Source organism: Candidatus Obscuribacterales bacterium, assembly GCA_036703605.1.
In the GTDB taxonomy this organism is placed as follows: domain Bacteria; phylum Cyanobacteriota; class Cyanobacteriia; order RECH01; family RECH01; genus RECH01.
The window spans coordinates 1-18,609 of record DATNRH010000093.1 but is presented as its reverse complement, the minus strand read 5'-3'; the positions used below and the strand labels follow the sequence as shown (position 1 = coordinate 18,609).

The 18,609-nt window shown below is 54.2% G+C and carries 16 protein-coding genes; 12 read left to right on the top strand and 4 right to left on the bottom strand.

Annotation, left to right across the window (positions count from 1 at the left end; all coding sequences use genetic code 11):
- The 3 genes from V6D20_02030 to V6D20_02020 all read left to right on the top strand — a co-directional run.
- Positions 1-1,193, top strand: a 1,193-nt coding sequence (locus V6D20_02030; GenBank protein ID HEY9814576.1) for a rhomboid family intramembrane serine protease, incomplete at its 5' end; no start/stop codon positions are given.
- A 196-nt stretch (positions 1,194-1,389) separates the two neighbouring features.
- Positions 1,390-1,959: a pantetheine-phosphate adenylyltransferase gene (gene coaD / locus V6D20_02025; protein HEY9814575.1), complete on the top strand. Its 570-nt coding sequence runs from the start codon at positions 1,390-1,392 to the stop codon at positions 1,957-1,959.
- Positions 1,851-2,558 (top strand): hypothetical protein, encoded by a 708-nt coding sequence (locus V6D20_02020; protein HEY9814574.1) that lies wholly within the window; start codon positions 1,851-1,853, stop codon positions 2,556-2,558. The genes coaD and V6D20_02020 overlap by 109 nt, the downstream gene beginning before the upstream one ends.
- Before the next feature lie 181 nt (positions 2,559-2,739).
- Here the strand turns inward: V6D20_02020 and V6D20_02015 are convergent, their stop codons facing one another.
- Positions 2,740-3,525, bottom strand: a complete 786-nt coding sequence (locus V6D20_02015; GenBank protein ID HEY9814573.1) for an RNA polymerase sigma factor SigF — start codon at positions 3,523-3,525, stop codon at positions 2,740-2,742.
- A 509-nt stretch (positions 3,526-4,034) separates the two neighbouring features.
- Between V6D20_02015 and V6D20_02010 the strand changes: the two genes are divergently transcribed.
- Entirely contained in the window at positions 4,035-4,427 is a 393-nt protein-coding gene (locus V6D20_02010) for a hypothetical protein (GenBank protein ID HEY9814572.1), read from the top strand.
- Here V6D20_02010 and V6D20_02005 read toward each other — a convergent pair.
- Positions 4,424-5,893 (bottom strand): ATP-dependent DNA helicase RecQ, encoded by a 1,470-nt coding sequence (locus V6D20_02005; protein HEY9814571.1) that lies wholly within the window; start codon positions 5,891-5,893, stop codon positions 4,424-4,426. The two genes, V6D20_02010 and V6D20_02005, sit on opposite strands and share 4 nt — an antisense overlap.
- A 274-nt stretch (positions 5,894-6,167) precedes the next feature.
- Between V6D20_02005 and V6D20_02000 the strand changes: the two genes are divergently transcribed.
- The gene (locus V6D20_02000) at positions 6,168-6,383 is read left to right on the top strand and encodes a hypothetical protein (GenBank protein ID HEY9814570.1); all 216 of its coding nucleotides are present in this window, start codon (positions 6,168-6,170) and stop codon (positions 6,381-6,383) included.
- On the opposite strand, the gene V6D20_01995 is transcribed toward V6D20_02000, so the two are convergent.
- Positions 6,380-8,302 carry a protein kinase family protein gene (locus tag V6D20_01995; GenBank protein HEY9814569.1) on the bottom strand — a complete coding sequence of 641 codons (1,923 nt, stop codon included), beginning with the start codon at positions 8,300-8,302 and terminating at the stop codon, positions 6,380-6,382. The genes V6D20_02000 and V6D20_01995 overlap by 4 nt on opposite strands.
- A 530-nt stretch (positions 8,303-8,832) precedes the next feature.
- Here V6D20_01995 and grpE point away from each other — a divergent pair.
- The 7 genes from grpE (at position 8,833) to trxA (ending at position 16,937) form a co-directional block, all read left to right on the top strand.
- Positions 8,833-9,612, top strand: coding sequence for a nucleotide exchange factor GrpE (gene grpE, locus V6D20_01990; protein ID HEY9814568.1), 780 nt, complete (start codon positions 8,833-8,835; stop codon positions 9,610-9,612).
- A 322-nt stretch (positions 9,613-9,934) separates the two neighbouring features.
- Complete coding sequence (gene dnaK, locus V6D20_01985; protein HEY9814567.1) at positions 9,935-11,902, top strand: molecular chaperone DnaK; 1,968 nt, start codon at positions 9,935-9,937, stop codon at positions 11,900-11,902.
- 229 nt (positions 11,903-12,131) lie between these two features.
- Positions 12,132-13,280, top strand: coding sequence for a molecular chaperone DnaJ (gene dnaJ, locus V6D20_01980; GenBank protein ID HEY9814566.1), 1,149 nt, complete (start codon positions 12,132-12,134; stop codon positions 13,278-13,280).
- Entirely contained in the window at positions 13,277-13,540 is a 264-nt protein-coding gene (locus V6D20_01975) for a sulfurtransferase TusA family protein (GenBank protein HEY9814565.1), read from the top strand. Before dnaJ ends, V6D20_01975 begins: the two co-directional genes overlap by 4 nt.
- Positions 13,537-14,661 (top strand): small ribosomal subunit biogenesis GTPase RsgA, encoded by a 1,125-nt coding sequence (gene rsgA, locus V6D20_01970; GenBank protein HEY9814564.1) that lies wholly within the window; start codon positions 13,537-13,539, stop codon positions 14,659-14,661. Before V6D20_01975 ends, rsgA begins: the two co-directional genes overlap by 4 nt.
- A gap of 262 nt (positions 14,662-14,923) precedes the next feature.
- A complete protein-coding gene (gene gor / locus V6D20_01965; protein ID HEY9814563.1) occupies positions 14,924-16,297 on the top strand; it encodes a glutathione-disulfide reductase in 1,374 nt (457 codons plus the stop codon).
- 316 nt (positions 16,298-16,613) lie between these two features.
- Positions 16,614-16,937 carry a thioredoxin gene (gene trxA / locus V6D20_01960; GenBank protein ID HEY9814562.1) on the top strand — a complete coding sequence of 108 codons (324 nt, stop codon included), beginning with the start codon at positions 16,614-16,616 and terminating at the stop codon, positions 16,935-16,937.
- Positions 16,938-17,142: 205 nt separating this feature from the next.
- On the opposite strand, the gene V6D20_01955 is transcribed toward trxA, so the two are convergent.
- Positions 17,143-18,363: an esterase-like activity of phytase family protein gene (locus tag V6D20_01955; GenBank protein ID HEY9814561.1), complete on the bottom strand. Its 1,221-nt coding sequence runs from the start codon at positions 18,361-18,363 to the stop codon at positions 17,143-17,145.
- Positions 18,364-18,609 lie beyond the last annotated feature (246 nt).

The window sequence follows — 18,609 nt, the reverse complement described above, 5'->3', positions numbered from 1 at the left end:
AGCATTCTGCCTCTCGTCATGCCCTGGCCTCCATCGCCCCAGCTTTGCTCTACAGCAGTAATAACCGCTGGCAGCGGTTGCGTCAGTGGATCACCCAACTTCCGACGGCAACTCTCCACCAAAGCCCTTGGCTGATGCTCTACAGCTTGCGTTCCCTGGGGGAAACTCAGGATGTGCTGACCTTGGTGAATGAATTTGAGCGGCTGCAGCCCTGCTTAGAGCGCTACGGTAGTCCATTTCAGCTTAACCATGCCCGGCTCTTGGTCTTGGCGTTTACAGGGCAGGTTGAGGCTGTGCAGGCCCTCTTTCAACGCGGGCTGGTGCAAGATTCATCCAACGGGCAAGCATTTTGGCGGGCCACGGCTCAGTTTGCTGCTGGCCATGATGCGATCGCCCAAGACACCCTCAGAGCGATCGCCTCCCCGTCGCCTGCCTTGGCCCATGCCGTTCGCTGGCGTTTGGCCCATCCGCCTGCCATTGGGTTGCCGGTGGCGGCGGCTAGTTCGGTGCTGTTGCAGCAGATGATGCTTGATCTACAGCATGAGCATGATTACGGTCTGCGCCTCACCCCTGCCCATCGGGCTAGTCCCATGACCGCTCTATTGATTGCCCTGAATCTGCTGGCCTTTGGGCTAGAAATTTGGGCGGGTGGTAGCCAGAACCTAGCTGTGCTCTATCGCTTAGGAGCCCTCGTACCCCAAGATGTCATGGCGGGAGCTTGGTGGCGGCTGCTGAGCGCTATGTTTCTCCACTATGGTTGGATACACTTAGCGATGAACATGCTGGGGCTGATGATTCTTGGCGCGTTTGTGGAAGCTCGGCTGGGCCTCTGGCGTTATGGAATAGCCTATGTGCTGACAGGAGCTGGCTCCATGGGCTGTGTCACCCTGGTGGCTTGGCTCAACGATACGCCACCTCAAATTGCCGTAGGGGCATCGGGGGCGATCATGGGCCTGATTGGCATGATCGCTGCCATGCTGCTCTACGGCTGGCATTATGAAAAGTCTCGCTTGGCCGGCAAGCGCCTGCGCTTGGTTCTAGCGGTGATTGGCCTACAGGTTGCCTTTGATCTCAGTACGCCGGGCATTAGCGTGATAGGACATTTTTCGGGCTTGGTGCTGGGCTTTTGCCTGGGGCTCATCCTAGGGCGATCGCCCCAGGTGCAGGCTCCCCCAACGCCCTATGTGCCCTAGAAGGCAATCTGGGGAACCCTCGAAACAGGATTAAAATGCCTTGATGGATCGTCTTGCCTGTCGTGGGCATCAGGGGGGCGATCGCTGCCTGATGATCTATTTTTTTGTCTTCGAAGCAAAATAAGCCTGAGCGGAGAGTGGCCCTGTCCGATATAATCACCCTAACTGCTCTGATTCATCAGGGATCCACTGAATCGTGATTGCAATTTACCCAGGCAGCTTTGACCCCATCACCCTCGGGCACCTCGACATTATCGAGCGCGGATGTCAGCTTTTCGAGCGCGTGATTGTGGTGGTCTTAAAAAACCCAAGCAAAACCCCGCTATTCAGTGTTCAGATGCGATTAGAGCAAATCCGTCGTGCTACCCGACATCTCAACAATGTCGAAGTAGATAGTTTTGATGGATTAACGGTCACATATGCCAGAATGCGAAGTGCTGGGGTGCTGCTTCGAGGCCTACGGGTTCTTTCGGATTTTGAAAAAGAACTGCAGATGGCTCATACCAACAAAACCCTCTCTGATGAGATTGAGACGGTTTTTCTCGCAACCTCGAATGAGTATAGTTTCTTAAGCAGTAGCCTTGTGAAAGAAATTGCTCGCTTCGAGGGGCCGATTGATCATCTTGTCCCTCAAACTGTTGCTCTGGATATTCGCAGATGTTACGACAAGACTCCGAATTCGTCAGCACGGATCGCCATGCCTCCAACCCAGCAGGCGGACACGCCCTCAATGGAGGCGGCCCCGTCGCCCCCCCCGCACGGATAGGAAATGTGGATATTCAGCAAGAGCTCAACAAGCTAGAAGACATGCTGCTTGATAGTCCACGGCTGCCCCTGAGCCGCTGGACGCTGGTGGATGAAGAGCAGCTTCTCGATCAGTTAGATTTACTGCGCATCCACTTGCCGTCCGCATTTCAAGACGCAAAAGATATTATTCGTAACAAGGAAGAGATTCTCCTAGAAGCAGAAAACTACGCCCAAGACATCGTCGAGGCAGCGGAGCGGCGAGCAGCGGAGATTCTCGATGAAATGGGTTTAATTCGCCAAGCTGAAATGGAAGCTCGGCAAATTCGCCAGCAGATTCAGCAGGAATGCGACGTCATTCATGAACAAACCATGCGGGAAGTGGAGCAGTTGCGTCGCCAAATTCAGCAAGAAGTGGAAGAGATGCGCGTGATGGCGATCGCTGAATGTGAGGAGATTCAGCGCGGAGCCGATGACTATGCCGATCGCGTCTTGCGGGATATGGAGCAACAAATGGCAGACATGATTCGCGTCATTCGCAATGGACGGCAGCAGCTCCAGCTTGACCCACCCTCTGGCCATCCGCCCCATAGTGCCGGTGAGGGGCGATCGCACCGTTAGAGGGTGTCTGGCAAAGATCAACTGCTCCAGATCATTGCTACGCACGGTGTCTCAGCACCAGAAGATCTCCTAGCGAAAAAAAAGGACGCTGCTCCGTGGAGCTAAGCGTCCTTGCTTTGATGTGTTTCGCACAGGTTGTCTACAGGAAACTAGCTTTGACCGCTCGGTTGCGGATGGCGGTCTAGGGATCGGTTTGCAGCACTTGGGGCTGGAGTAGCGCCACCATTTGCTCAAGCCCCCGCTGGATGCGTCGAGTCACCGTCATCGGGCTGACGCCAATGCGCTCAGCTACCTCTTTACGGGACAAATCGTTGAAGAAGACAAACTCAATGGCCGCGCGGGTTTTTTCTTCAAGCTGGTTGAGGGCTCCCTGGAGTTGCTGCCGATCTTCCTCTAGGCGCTGCAGGGTTTGGTAGTGGGTGTCGGGCAGGGTGTCTCCCAGGGTGATCTGCGCATCCATTTGTTGGCAAACCATGGCATCAAGGCTGAGGGGTAGCCGGTTCTTTGCTGCGATCTTAATTTCCCGCCATTCATAGAGAGAAACGCCGAGGGCATTGGCAACTTGAGCATCGGTGGGTTCATGACCCAAAATTTTGGTGAGGGTCAACCGCACGCGCTGCCCTTCTTTCTGCATATCTTGAAGGCGGCGGGGCACTTTGACCGCACTGCCGCGATCGCGCAGGAAGTGCAGCATCTCACCCCGGATATAGGGCACGGCAAAGGAGCTAAACGCACAACCTTGGGTGGGGTCAAAGCGCTCAACGGCGCGAATTAACCCGATATAGCCAATTTGTTCTAGATCTTCGTAGGGTTCAGAGCACTGATGGCTTACCCGATGAGCAATTTTACGGACTAAGCCAGCATTCAGCCGCACAAGTTTATTGCGAATCACAACGGATGGGTTGTGCTGATATGCCATCAACAATTCCATGCTGCGGGAGCGAAGAGAAGATTGAGTAGCCGTCATCTGAGACATACCTTGCGTCCGATTTAACCTTATTCTCGATGGAGAGACGGGGAGCTACCATCGTTATTCCACGGGAGTCAAACCGTATGGGCTTTGGAGGTTCAGCATAAACACTGAACCATTTCAAAAATGGCTAAGTTAATTCAGGGCAGTGAGGGCTGTCACCCCCCTAGACAAATGGCGATCGCATCAGTGTTTTCAGCGCCTCTGCGGAGACTCTCCGTGCAAATCCTCAGGAGCGTCAAACGGTATAGTTTTGTAACGGGATGTTGATTGGCTTGGATGGAGCAGCAGCAAAATTCATCAGGAATGGATCACCTAGTACCGCAAGACAGAAGAACGAAGACAAAAAAATGAAAAGGAAGTTCAGGACACACAAGAGTTCCTGCTTTAGCAACTAGGCAGGTTCCGCCTCAGAGTACTAGGCTGATGAGTATCCCCGTGCCACCTGCCGCTGAGACATGCCACACTAAGGCAGAGTGGTCAAATCGCCATCTATGAGACATGCCTTGTTTGTGGTCACATCTGGGATCATCCTTGCGGTTGCCGTGCAAGCCAAGCAGCCCACCCTTCGTCTCGTCGCAGCAGGTTTGGGGGCTGGAGGACTAGGGTTTACCACGATGAGTATGGTGCTAGCCGCGGATCGCCAGCGAAAGCAGCAGGCGGCCATGGCCCAGTCCTACCTAGATTTTTTACAGCGTTTGCAGGATGTGCCGGCTGCGCCTCGATCTCAGCGTCCCCGTGCCTGTCGTGGCTGTCAGCACTACCACGGAAAGATGTATGGGGGACAGCGATTGATCTGTGGGATGTATCCCTATGGTGTAGAGGGTGATGTGTGCGCGGACTGGAATGTGGGCACTCAGTCTGGCGCGCGCACCCTTGGTGAGGATGTCTTGAGTTAAGACTGGCGATCGCAGCGATCGCAATGGCCACACCGAGATACTTGCCCTTCAGTCGCGCCAAAGGCCTGAAGCAGGAAGTGCCAGCGGCACTGGTCTGTGTAAAGATACTGACGCATCTTCTTGCTGGCTTGGGGCAAATGCACCGGCGTGGGCTGAGTGGCCTGGAGGCGGTAGTGGAAGGGATCGGGCCAGACGAGCTTACCTTGGCGATGCAGTAAGGCCAGGGCCATGGCGGCATCGGGGGACGACTGTTCTACGGATCGCACCGTTCCGGCGGATGGAATCTGGCGGATTAAACTCTGGGCGGCGCGCTCTTGCTGATGAAGTTGCTGCTCGAAGCCGCGCTGTCGCTGGCGATCGCCTGGATCCAGCCAGGCAGTAGGTTCGCTCACTAACATCAGCGCCTCGGAGTCTTGCCCATCGCGCCCAGCTCGGCCAATTTCCTGCACATATTCTGAGAGCAGAGCTGGGGGATGGAAGTGGGCAATCCAGCGCACGTTGCCCTTGTCGATGCCCATGCCAAAGGCGGATGTGGAGACAACGAAGGGCAGGCTGCCCGATAGCCAAGCGGCTTCAATGGCGCGGCGATCGCTGGCCGGTACGCCTGCATGGTAGGCGGCGGTGGCATAGCCTTGCTGTCGCAGCCAGTCGGCTAGCTCTTCGCCCTCCTGTCGCGATCGCACATAGACCAGACCGGCTTGATCGGGATGGGCTTGAATGAACTGCAGCAAGCGCTGACGGCGGCCCCGAGGCGTCCAGGCAATATGGACGGAGAGATGTAAATTGGCGCGGTAGGGGCTGAGGCGAAAAGCCTTAGAGCGCTTGAGACCTAGCCCTTGCTCAATGGCCTGCTGGGTGAGAGGATCGGCGGTGGCGGTAAAGGCAGCGATCGCCATGTGGGAGCCGGGAGGTTTGTGGCGCAAGAGGCTGGAACGTACGGCTCCCAGTCGCTGATAGGCTGGGCGAAAGGTTTCACCCCACTGGGCTAGGCAATGGGCTTCATCGACAACTAGGGCATGGATGGGCAGCGTGGGCTGGCAGAGACGCGACCAGACTTTTTCGCTGAGCAGCGTTTCGGGCGATAGGTATAGCAAGCGCAGACGACCGCTCTCCAGCTCCCGCAGCGTCTGCGCTTGGTGCGATCGCGGTAGTTGGCTATGGAGGACGGCGGCGGGTTGCTTGCGGCGGCGCAAATCCTGCACCTGATTTTCCATCAGGGCAATTAGCGGCGAAATCACCAGGGTCAACCCTGGACGAATGAGGGCAGGCAGCTGAAAGCAGATGGACTTGCCACCCCCAGTGGGCATGATGATCAGCGTATCGTGCCCCGTCAAAAGGCTTTCAATAATGTCGGCTTGGGGGGAACGAAAGTCATCATAGCCCCAAACTTTGCGGAGAGCTACTCTTAGGCGCGATCGCAGCTCTAGATTAGCCGTGGTGGGTTGGTTTGAATAAACAGAATGCATCCCTGACCTGATGAGCGATCGCGTTTAGAATGCCCAAGCAAGGTTTAGCCGTATCAACTCAAACATGCTTTCTGTAAAATTCAGTATAAACTCTGCCCTTCCGTAAGAGGGGTGCTTAGGATGTGACGTAACGACAGATGTCCAGCGCTGGGGGATCGCTATCGCTGAGAATCTGCGGGATTTTACGGAACTTTGTCCTTGGGGCGATCGCCATCCGGACGGGATTTTAGAGGGTTCGTATAGGGGACTAGAACGACTAGATGGATAAACTACCATGCATATTGCCCAACGCACTCTGCTTCTTGGTCTCGCTGCAACCGGTCTTGTGGCAACGCTCCAAGCCTCGGTTCCTCAAGCCTTCAATACTCAGTCTCTGATCCCCGATGCAGAGGTTCTTTCAAACCATGATAGTGAAACCGTCTATCGTGGTAGCGGTCGCCGAGAAATTCTGGCGTTTCCTGGCGGCGACCGCCTGGTGCAAGACTCCTAGTCTTGGTCTAGACTGCTGGTGTCTTGATCCGGGAGTGGATTGCTAGCTTCCCTTGCCTGGATCTGTCTGATTTGATACTGAGCATCCTCGTAACAGCTAGTTCGTCCAGCATCTAAACACAATTTTGCCGCCTGCTGAAAGTCATCTAGCGCTGCCGTCAGATTGCCTTCTGCGGCATAGATGCCAGCCCGATCATAATAGGCAAAAACATGATCAGGATTGCGCTGAATTGCTTCGGTATAGTCGGCGATCGCCCCCATTCGATCGCCCAATTCATACCTTGCTAAGCCCCGGTTGTAGTATGGATCAGCGTCTGATGGATCAAGACGAATGGCAATGTTGAAATCCTCGATCGCGCCCCGAGTATCTCCAATCCGCCGCCGCACGAGTCCACGATTTTGATACGCCAAAACAGAATTAGGTTGGAGGCGAATGGCCTGGCCACAGTCGGCGATCGCTGACTGATGTTCTCCAAGGTTGGATCGCGATAGGCAACGGTTTAAGTAGGCGGCGGATAGGTTGGGATCGACCTGCAGCGCTGCCGTATAGTCAGCGATCGCGCCTTGGTCATCGCCTAGATCAGCACGCACACTGCCCCGATTGACATAGGCGTTACTCATATTGGGATCTTTCTGAATGGCTTCAGTGTAGTCAGCGATCGCCCCTTCGCTGTCGCCTAACCCAAACCGGATATTGCCTCGTTGGTAATAGAAATCGCTGTTGTTGGGATTGAACCGGATCGCCTGGCTAAGGTCTTCTAAGGCCGCCTGAGTATTCCCCATCCTCTGATGGAGCATGCCTCGTTCATAAAACGCTTGACCGCTGGGCTGGAGAGTAATGGCCTGCTCATACTGCACCAGTGCTTCATCGGTAGCTCCCGATTGCTGATAATTCATGGCCCGCTGCAGCGATCGCTGGGCTAACCACCGCTGGGGTAGCTGACTATACATCAGGGCTGCAACCCCCAGGATGGCAATGATCCCCAGCCCTAGAGGACGCATCCAGTTGGTCAAGGTACGGGGACGCTCCACCGCCTCGCCGCTCAGTTTGGCGCTTGTGCCATGGCTACTCTCCTGACGACGTAGCCGCTGCAGGTCATTTAAAACATCAGACACAAGCTGGTAGCGTTGATGCACTGCTGGGCAGACCATGCGATCGAGAATCTCGGCTAGCTCATCTGATAGGTTGCCCTGGTCACGCCAGAGGATCTGAGGAGACTTAGAGCCATTCGTAGCCGTGGACGAGTCTCGCAGCTTCATGAGGTCTAGGCTCGATAGCCCCGTAATTGCCTGGATGCCGATCATACCCACGGCATAGATGTCGCTACTAAACTGAAGTTGGCCTTGGATCTGCTCTGTAGGACGGTAGACAGAGGACTCTGCTAGCAGGGGCGATGAGGGAGGCGTTTGCGATCGCATCACCTGCGCACTAATTTCATGGAAGATGCCAAAGCCAATCAGCATCCACTGCTGGTCAGCTTCTCGGCGAATCAGGTGGGCTGGCTCAATACAGCGATGGATGACGCCCCAGCTATGAACCGTCGCCACAATATTTAAAATGTCATGCAAAAGCTGGATGACCGATCCCTCGTCCCAGGGACGCCCTTGGGCCAATAAGTCACTGAGGGGACGTCCCTCAATATATTCTTCGATGATGTAAAAGCCAGCGGCTTCTTCAAAGAAATCTAAAATTTTGGGGACTTGGGAGCAGGTGAAGTTGCTCAGCGTCTCCGCCTTTTTTTTCAGCAGAACGGACACAAAGCGTTGTGTTCGAGGGTTCCGACTAGCAATTTGCAACCGCTTCACGATACAGGGCAATGGCGGTTCACCCTGGGTATCTTCAGCCAGGTAGGTTTGCCCAACCGCATTTGATTTCAGAACCCTAATAAATTGGTAGCGTCCACCCAAAAGTTGGTTCATGTCCCGTATTCCCGGCGTTGAGTCGATTATGGCATAGCCACGGGTGTAATCTAGGGTGTCATTAGTATAGACGTCAGGATCGACATCTATCCCAAGCCGCCGCGATCGCCTTTGAGCATAGGCTAGTTTGGTGACGTTATGGCTTCATCTGCCCCAGCCGGTGAGCGATGATGGATAGCTTGGGCTGAGTCTGGTTTCTCTTGGGCCTGGTTCAGCCCATGTTTCATCCTTCGATCAGCTTAGTAGGATGAACAACAAGGCGCATGATCTCCAGTGAATTTACATTCGAGTATCGCCACCGCTACCTTGCTTTTCCAGGGCATGGCCAACAAACTCTCACCATAAGAGATTGGGTATCACAAGATTTATGATCTAACCTAGACTAAGGCCGATGGTCTCAGGGTTAACTTAGGTATAACGAATGAAGTACAACCCAGTACAGCTTAGTTCTATCTATGGATACAACCTAATGTTTCGCTGAGAGCCATCAACTAAGATTGGCAGAGTTCACAATTGGGAAGTAGCGTGCAATGGGCGACGAAGAAAAGCAAGTTGACAACGGATCAGACACAATCACCAACTCCTCCGATAGCGATCAGGAGTATGACATTCCTGTCGTCACGAGTATTGATGATTTGCCCGACGAGATGGACAGTGATTCTTCACCCTCCTCAGAACCTCCAAATCCAGATACAGCCTTCTCAGATGAGGCTGTTGCGGTAGAAGATGCTCTAGGGGGCGATCGCACTGTTAGTGAACATGCAGCTATTCAAGCGTATGAGTCTAAAATTGCCGCTCTCGCCCAAGAGGTAGAGGTACTAAAAGCACAGCTTGAGGATCGCAATCTTCAATATGTGCGATTGGGTGCAGATTTTGAGAACTTCCGTAAGCGCACCAGCAAAGAACGGGAAGAACAAGAAGAACGGGTGAAATGCTCAACGGTAACCGAGTTGCTGCCTGTGGTTGATAACTTTGAACGGGCGCGATCTCAAATTAAACCCCAGACGGATGCCGAAATGGGGATTCATAAAAGTTACCAAGGGGTATACAAGCAACTCGTGGATTGTCTCAAGCGGCTTGGGGTGTCGCCCATGCGGGCTGAGGGCGTTCCCTTTGATCCCAATCTGCATAATGCTGTCATGCGAGAGCAAACCGATGCCTATGAAGAAGGAATCGTCATGGAAGAACTAATGCGGGGCTACCAATTGGGTGAGCGGGTCTTGCGCCATGCCATGGTTAAAGTTGCTGCTGCTCCTGACCCCGTGATACCCTCAGAGGAAAACTCTGAAGCACAAGGGGATCAAGAATAGAGTTAAGGTTGGGCAACCTAGGAGCGATCGCCCCTAATCGACCCGAGTAGCCTCTATACATCTCTATACATACGACGTGGGGATCATGGGTGAGCGCCTTGTCGCCAGTCATGACCCGTTGAGCCATCTTGGTTTTTCTGGTCAGTTGGATTGTGGGATAAGCCTTTGCAAATCAACCTGTTCAGGACAGATGTTGCTAAGGTTGATTGAATTTTCAACAAGTTGCGGAATACTAGGTTCTACACCCTGTTGAAGCAGCAAGCGTGACTTGCCCATCATTCAGACTCGTGTAATCACTTGAACGCATTCAGAGCCTCTAGCCATGGGAAAAGTAATCGGTATTGACCTGGGTACAACCAACAGTTGCGTGTCTGTCCTAGAAGGGGGTCAGCCCGTCGTGATTTCCAACTCTGAGGGTGGTCGGACAACCCCAAGTATTGTGGGGTTTGGTAAATCAGGTGAGCGATTAGTTGGGCAACTTGCTAAGCGTCAGGCTGTCACCAACGCAGAAAACACGGTGTTCAGCATTAAGCGATTTATTGGCCGTCGGTGGGATGACACCGCCACAGAGCGCAGCAGGGTGTCCTATACCTGTGTCAAGGGCAAAGATGACACGGTGGACGTCCAAATTCGTGGACGCACCTACACGCCCCAAGAAATCTCCGCCATGATCCTGCAAAAACTGAAGCAGGATGCCGAAAACTACTTGGGCGAAGAACCTACCCAAGCGGTCATTACCGTGCCCGCCTATTTCACCGATGCCCAGCGTCAAGCAACCAAAGATGCTGGCACCATTGCGGGGCTAGAGGTACTCCGGATCATCAATGAGCCGACGGCGGCGGCCCTATCCTACGGTCTTGACAAGCAAGATCAAGAACAGAGTGTGTTGGTGTTTGACTTGGGCGGCGGCACCTTTGATGTGTCCGTGCTCCAGCTGGGTGATGGAGTGTTTGAGGTCAAAGCTACCGCCGGGAATAACCACTTGGGTGGGGATGATTTTGACAACGCGGTGGTTTGCTGGATGATTGACAGCTTCCGGGAACAGGAAGGCATTGACCTGTCCACCGACAAGATGGCCCTGCAGCGGCTACGGGAAGCGGCGGAGAAGGCCAAGATCGAGCTATCCAGCATGATCAATACCTCGGTCAACTTGCCCTTTATTACGGCGGATGACACGGGTCCCAAGCATCTGGAAACGGAGCTTACTCGGGCTAAGTTCGAAGAATTGGTGGCTCCCTTAGTGCAGAGCACGATTGATCCAGTGGCTCAAGCTCTGAAAGATTGTGGTCTGTCGCCCGATGGCATCGATCGCATTATTTTGGTGGGTGGCTCAACCCGCATTCCAGCGGTACAAAAAGCCATTAGTGACTACTTCGGTGGAAAATCCCCCGATCGCTCCGTCAACCCGGATGAAGCTGTGGCTCTAGGGGCAGCTATTCAAGGTGGGGTGCTGGGCGGGGAGGTGAAAGACCTGCTGCTGCTGGACGTGACGCCCCTTTCCCTGGGTATTGAAACCTTGGGTGAAGTGTTTACCAAAATTATTGAGCGCAATACCACCATTCCCACCAGCAAAACCCAGACCTTCTCGACGGCAACGGATGGGCAAACCTCGGTGGAGATTCACGTCCTCCAAGGTGAACGGGCGCTGGCCAAGGACAACAAAAGCCTCGGTAAGTTCCAGTTGACCGGTATTCCGCCTGCTCCCAGAGGCGTTCCACAAATTGAAGTGGCCTTTGAAATTGACGCCAACGGCATTTTGCAAGTGGCGGCTCGCGATAAGGGGACAGGACGAGAACAAAGCATTCGCATCTCCAATACCGGCGGACTGAATGACGCTGAAGTGGAACGGATGCGCCAAGAAGCCGAACTCTACGCCGAAGACGACGATCGGCGGAAGAAGCTGGTTGAGCTGCGCAACCAAGCCGATAATCTCTTCTATAGCTACGAATCAACGATTCGTGACAATGCAGAGTTTATTGATGACGGGCTGAAAGCGCGGGCAGCGGAGCGGGTGGCGGACTTGAGGGCGGCGATCGCCGATCGCTCCATTGCGGTAGAGGTGATGCTAGAACGCCTAGACGCCTTGCAGCAAGCTCTGTTTGAAATTGGATCCTCGGTCTATCAACAGGCAAGTTCTGAGGATAGTGACAACACATATACCCCTGACTATGAGCCCGTGGGCGGCGGGCTAAATGGAGCGACGGAGCAGGACGATGATGTAGAAAATTTTGATGAGTTTGATTTTGAACATGATGAAACCGTAACCGCCGATTACGAAGCCATTGACTAGGGGAATTGTGGTTAGATTTATTCACTCATCCCCGAGTCAACCATGGCTCAGCGGGGAATGGGTCGATTATGATAGACACTAGCGTTCTAAAATGACCCTAGCTACTGCTATCTAGCTATGCTCTCTGGCGATCGCTAGCAAGGCTTAGCAGATCAAGCAAGGCAGGGCATGGGTTACATCAGCCTTAGCGCATATTGGCAACCGCGTTCATTTTCAGAGACATCCCTCTATGGCTCGTGATTATTACGATATACTCGGCGTTTCTCGCAGTGCAGACAAAGAGGAACTTAAGCGTGCCTATCGGCGGCTAGCCCGAAAGTATCACCCCGACGTCAACAAGGAAGATGGGGCCGAGGAGCGCTTTAAAGAAATTAACCGCGCCTATGAGATTCTCTCTGAGCCAGAAGTCCGGGCGCGCTATGACCGCTACGGAGAGGCTGGAGTTAGCTCTGGGGCAGGTATGGGCGCTCAAGACTTCGGCGACTTTGGTGGCTTTGCCGATATTTTTGAAAGCTTCTTCAGCGGGTTTTCTGGCGGTGGTGCGGGCCCTGGTCAAACCAGTGGACGGCGTCGTAATGGGCCGGTGCGCGGCAATGACCTGCGCCTCGATCTAAAGCTAGAGTTCCGGGATGCGGTGTTTGGCTGCGATAAGGAAATTCGCATCAACACCCTAGAAACCTGCTCCGTTTGTAGCGGCAGTGGTGCCAAGCCTGGCACTCAGCCGAAAACCTGCTCCACCTGTGCTGGCATGGGTCAGGTGCGGCGAGCTACTCGCACGCCCTTTGGTAGCTTCACCCAGGTATCGGTTTGTCCCACCTGCAGCGGCAGTGGTCAGGTGATTGAGGATAAGTGTGAAGCCTGCGGTGGCAAGGGTCAAAAGCAAGAGACCAAGAAGCTCAAAATTACCGTGCCCGCCGGGGTAGATACTGGCACCAGTCTGCGAGTGCCTTCCAAGGGGGATGCTGGGCAGCGCGGTGGCCCGCCGGGAGATCTGTACGTCCACCTCTTTGTCAATGAAGATGCGGAGTTTAAGCGAGATGGCATTAACATCTTGTCGGATGTGAAGATCAGCTATCTTCAGGCTATCCTGGGCTGCCATATTGAAGTGGATACGGTGGATGGCAAGCATGAGGTGGAAATTAAATCGGGCACCCAGCCCAACACGGTTTTAGTATTAGAGGATAAGGGGGTGCCTCGCTTAGGTAATCCGGTGAGCCGGGGCGATCATCTGCTCACGATTTTGGTGGAAATTCCCAACCCCAGCCGCCTCCCCTCGGAGGAGCAAGATCTTCTAGAAAAGTTGGCCAAGCTCCATGGCGAACGCTTTGGCAAAGCCAGTGGATTTGAGCGATTCTTGGGAGGCCTATTCCGAGGATGAGCCACGCGTCAGCCCCAGATTCTAGTACAGACCATCGTCTTGATCTGCGCGGGACGCCTTGTCCCATCAACTTTGTGCGCACCAAGCTATATCTGCAAAAAATAGCGCCGGGCGATCGCTTAGAAGTATGGCTTGATCCCGGTGAGCCGATTGAACAGGTGCCAGATAGTCTACGCATGGAAGGCTATGTGGTAGAAGACATTGAGGAGCGCGCGGATTTCTTTCGGGTGACGGTGCAGCGGCCCTTAGACCTCGCATGACGGATGTATCCCTAGGGGTGGCCTCCTCCCCTGATCTGTCGCCATCGCCCCATTGGACGGGAACGGTGATTGCTACCCAAGCCAACTACTACCAAGTGCGCTTGGATCGTCCGCCTGCGGAGGAGTCAGCGATCGCCCCGCACCTCCTGCTCTGCACGCGCCGGGCCCGGCTGAAGAAAATTGGTCAGCAGGTATGGGTGGGCGATCGGGTGGTGGTGGAAGAGCCGGACTGGCAAAATGCTCGGGGAGCGATCGCCCAAGTGATGCCGCGTCAGACGGAGCTCGATCGCCCACCGGTGGCCAACGCTAGCCACATCTTGCTGGTGTTTGCCTTGGTGGAACCGACCCTGGATCGTCTGCAGTTGAGTCGCTTTTTGGTGAAAGCAGAATCCACCCAGCTTTCCGTGAGCCTTTGTTTGAGCAAAGCCGATCTCGTATCGGTTGAGCAGCAGCAGCGTCTGAGCGAGGATTTGCAGGACTGGGGCTATACGCCTTTGATGATCAGCAACTACACCGGACAGAATCTTGATCCGATTCGGGGGCAATTGCGCGATCGGATTACGGTAATTTCTGGGCCGTCTGGCGTAGGCAAATCCAGCCTGATCAACCAACTGATCCCCACCGTCGATCTGCGAGTGGGAGCGGTGTCCGGCAAGCTAGGGCGAGGGCGGCATACCACCCGTCATGTGGAGTTGTTTGAGCTGCCCAGTGGTGGATTGTTGGCGGATACGCCCGGCTTCAATCAGCCCGACTGGGACTGTACGGCTGTCCAACTGGCCCGCTGCTTTCCAGAAATCCGCCAGCGCTTGGAGCAAGCCTCCTGTCAATTTAGCGATTGCCTCCATCGCGATGAGCCGGACTGTGCCGTACGGGGCGACTGGGAACGCTATGACCACTACCTCACCTTTCTAGAAGAAGTGACCCAGTATGAGACAGCTCAGGAAAAGCTAGGAGACGGGGAGTCAACGACTAAACTGAAGGTAGGGGAAGACGGACAGGTGACCCACGAACCCAAGCTGTCGACCAAGAAATATCGTCGTCCATCGCGCCGTGCTCAGCACCAAACCCTGCACCATCTCTGCGGCAACCTGCAAGATTTGACCTTGGATGAAGAAGACTAGAAGCGCTTGGGGGACATCCCAGTCTCGCATCCCACCCTGCGGGAAGCCAGCTACACCCTACATCCCTCTTCCAGGCTGGGCAACGGATGTTAAATCCGGGCTCCCTTTTACCCATGGTGGCAGAAGGGAATGAGGGGCAGGTGTGCAAAGGTGAACCCAACGCTTCACTGCCGCACGCCCATGGCAGAACGTTGGCAACGGGACATAATCTAGGCTCTGGATGCCCCATTTTCTTACGTATAACGGATATAGGAGGATAACCATGGCATACGACTACGACTTGTTTGTGATTGGTGGTGGCTCGGGCGGTATTGCAGCAGCTCGGCGCGCGGCAGAATATGGGGCAAAGGTGGGGTTAGCAGAGAGCGATCGCCTCGGCGGCACCTGTGTGAATCGGGGCTGTGTACCGAAGAAGTTGATGGTCTATGCCTCCCACTTTCCCTCCCAGTTTGAGGAAGCGCAAGGCTATGGCTGGAGTCCGGTGCAGAGCACTCTGGACTGGAACCATATGATCACCGCTGTGAACAACGAGGTGACGCGCCTAAATGGCATTTACCAGCGCATGTTGGATAACTCCAAGGTGGATATTTTAGATGCCCATGCCCAGTTCATCGATGCCCATACCCTCAAGGTGGGCGATCGCACGGTCACGGCGGATAAAATCTTGATCGCGGTGGGCGGTAAGCCTGTCAAACCCAACATTCCTGGTATTGAACATGCCATGACTTCCGATGATGTGTTTCATCTGAGTGAGCAGCCTAAGCAGGTGGTGGTTTTGGGTGGGGGCTATATCGGCTCAGAATTTGCCTGTATTCTCAATGGCCTGGGTACCCAAGTCACCCAGATTATCCGAGGCCCGATGATTTTGCGTGGTTTTGATCATGACCTGCGGGCAGAAATTCACCAGGCCATGCTCAGCCACGGCATCACCATTGTTCATAGCTTTAGTGTCCTGAGTATTGAGAAAACCGATCATCGTCTGCAGGTGCAGGTGTGCGGCAAAATCGGTCTAGGTGAAGATGAGGACGAGTTTCAAGAAACGGTGATCACCGATGTGGTGAGCTTGGCGGCCACGGGTCGTCGCCCCAACTTATCTAACCTAGGTCTAGACAACACCAAGGTAGAGGTGAAACAAGGGGCGATCGCCACTGATGCCTATAGCCAAACGGCAGAACCCAATATTTTTGCCGTGGGCGACTGCACCGATCGCATCAACCTCACCCCCGTTGCAATTAATGAAGGACGTGCCTTCTCCGATACCCAGTTTGGCAACAAATCGCGCACTATGAGCTACGACAACGTGCCCACCGCGATTTTCACCACCCCGGAAGCCGCCACCGTGGGGCTGTCGGAAGCAGAAGCTCGGGAGCAGTATGGCGATGGCATCACCCTCTACCGCAGTCGCTTCCGCCCCATGTACTACACCTTGGCGGGCAAGGAAGAAAAAACCTTGATGAAGCTGATTGTGCATACCGAAAGCCAAAAGGTACTCGGAGCCCATATGGTGGGCGACCATGCAGCGGAGATCATTCAAGGGGTAGCGATCGCCGTGAAAATGGGTGCCACCAAGGCTGATTTTGATGCCACCGTGGGTATTCACCCCAGTTCTGCCGAAGAATTTGTCACCATGCGTTAGAGGTTGGTAGCAAGATGGTCGATCATTTGTCAACTAGCACCCTAAACGATGTGTGATAACCCACTGGAAAAGCTATAGGCATCTCCTATAATGAAGTTGGCGGAAAGTAACATTTCCGTTCACTCCTCACACCACACTCCGCCTGGACAGTCTGTTCAGGCGGTTCCTCTTTTCGCTTGCTGGGGAGCGGGTGTTGTCCTGTTCCAGGAAGTTTGTTCTCAGGGAATCGTAACCTTCGATACATCCCTTGAACAACAATGCACAACACCCGCTATGATAGAATCGTTGAAGGTAGTGTAGGCAAGGATTTTCACGAATGTCAGCAGCCGCACAAGTTACAGACGCTAGTTTTAAAGACGAAGTTCTAGAAAGCGAACTTCCGGTATTGGTTGATTTCTGGGCACCCTGGTGTGGCCCCTGCCGGATGGTGGCTCCCGTGGTAGACGAAATCTCGGAACAATATGCCGGACAAGTCAAAGTTGTTAAAGTCAATACTGACGAAAACCCCAGTGTAGCTAGCCAGTATGGCATTCGCAGCATTCCCACCTTGATGATTTTCAAGGGCGGTCAGCGCGTTGACATGGTGGTTGGGGCTGTCCCTAAAACCACGTTGGCTACCACCCTCGAAAAGTACCTCTAAGCTGAGGTTATCGTTTGTGGATAACGCTATGGTTCCTAACAAGCTTGGGATATCAGGGTCTTTTTAAGGCTTAATAGCACTCTAGGGCTTCATTACTAAAATGGAGCCCTTTGCTTTTGGGGGTTGAGCGATCGCCCTTTTGATCCCTATGCTCATCTTCACCTTTTGTGGATGCGCTACTACAACTGCAACTTGCTTGCGTTTTCTATCCTTGACGGAGGCGAAAGAGGAGGATCTGGGTGACTTGAGCTTCGTCAAAGTTATCGTCACTGATGAGGATTAGGCTTTGGCTACCGTCGGGGAGGCGGGGGCCGAGGGTCATGCCTTCTAGGTTGTCGAGGGTGATATCGAGGGTGGAGAGGTCGAAGAGGGGCTGTTTGCGAATGGCTTCGATGCCATCGACCGAGGCGCTGAGCGATTCTAGACCCGAGATGTCGGTGGCGCTGCCGGTGGCCAGTTGCGCTAAGGTTGCGCCAAATCCCGCCAGACCGAAGGTGCGTTCTAGGCTAAGAAAATGGCCGGCTTGATCGAGGGTGATCAACTCGACTAAGCCGTTGATGGCGGTATTGGGCGGGTCGGCATCGAGAAGGTAGAGGTGTTCGGCAATGAGGGTAGATTGACCATCGCCGACTAGGTAGTGCAGAAAGCGGTTGCGGCTCTGGGTGCCGTCGGGTTCGTCGATGAGGAGGCGTTCGAGGTTCGACGTAGTTTGGCTGGGTTGTAGATCTTGACGGAGGGCGGACTCTGTGGCAACAAACAGGCGGAAGGGTTCTAGCCAGGCGGTGCTGTAGCCACCGGGATTGATCGTCAGGGCCTCAAAGCCAAGGTTGTCGCGCACGCCCTGGGGTTGATCATCGACCTCCTGCGGTAGGTAGCGATCGGGGATAGGCAGTTGGCTGAGCCACTCGCCGGTTTCTAAGTCAAATTCTTGCACGGAGGGCGGAATAGCTTGGCGATCGCTGCCTTCGCTGGATATAAAAACAGACGATCGCGGTGAGAGGGCGATGCCTTCTGGGTCGATGCTGTTGGCCGCAAAGAGCTCTCCTTCACGGTTGTGCAGCAGAGTAACGTTTTCGACGGTGACTTGATCGAGGGTCGGTGTGCCTTCTCCATCGGTGCCGATCGCCATCTTCAGGGTATAGAAGCGGGCTGGGGAAAGGATGCTGCGATCGTCGGAGATGGCATAGAAGCGATCGCGTTGGCGATCGTAGGTCAGACCGGATAGACCACCAATGGGGATATCATCAACGCGGGTATCGGGCAGTTGATAGGCACCCAAGAAGTCTACCGAGAGGGGCAAAAATAGGCGATCTTCTGCCTGAACTTGAGGAATAGCACAACTGGTCAATCCAAGGGCGATCGCTAGGATAACCGCCATGAAAGCTTGGGAGAGTTGTCGTCCTGCGCGCCAGTGCTGTGGGTTCATGCCTTGCTGCCTATTGTCGGTACTGCCCTGATTTTAGAGGGTCTTGGATCGGCGAACACCTCGATCTGCAGATGGTGAATCCCATACTGCCTCCCTTGACATTTTATTACTGCATAGCTATATAATTAAATTAATCAAGGGGCGGAACAGTTCTAAAAACACTAAAAACTGCTTCCCATGCGTTAGATGACCTAGTTAGGAGATTCTCTATGTTGTTTCGTCAACTCTTCGACCCAGAGACAAGTA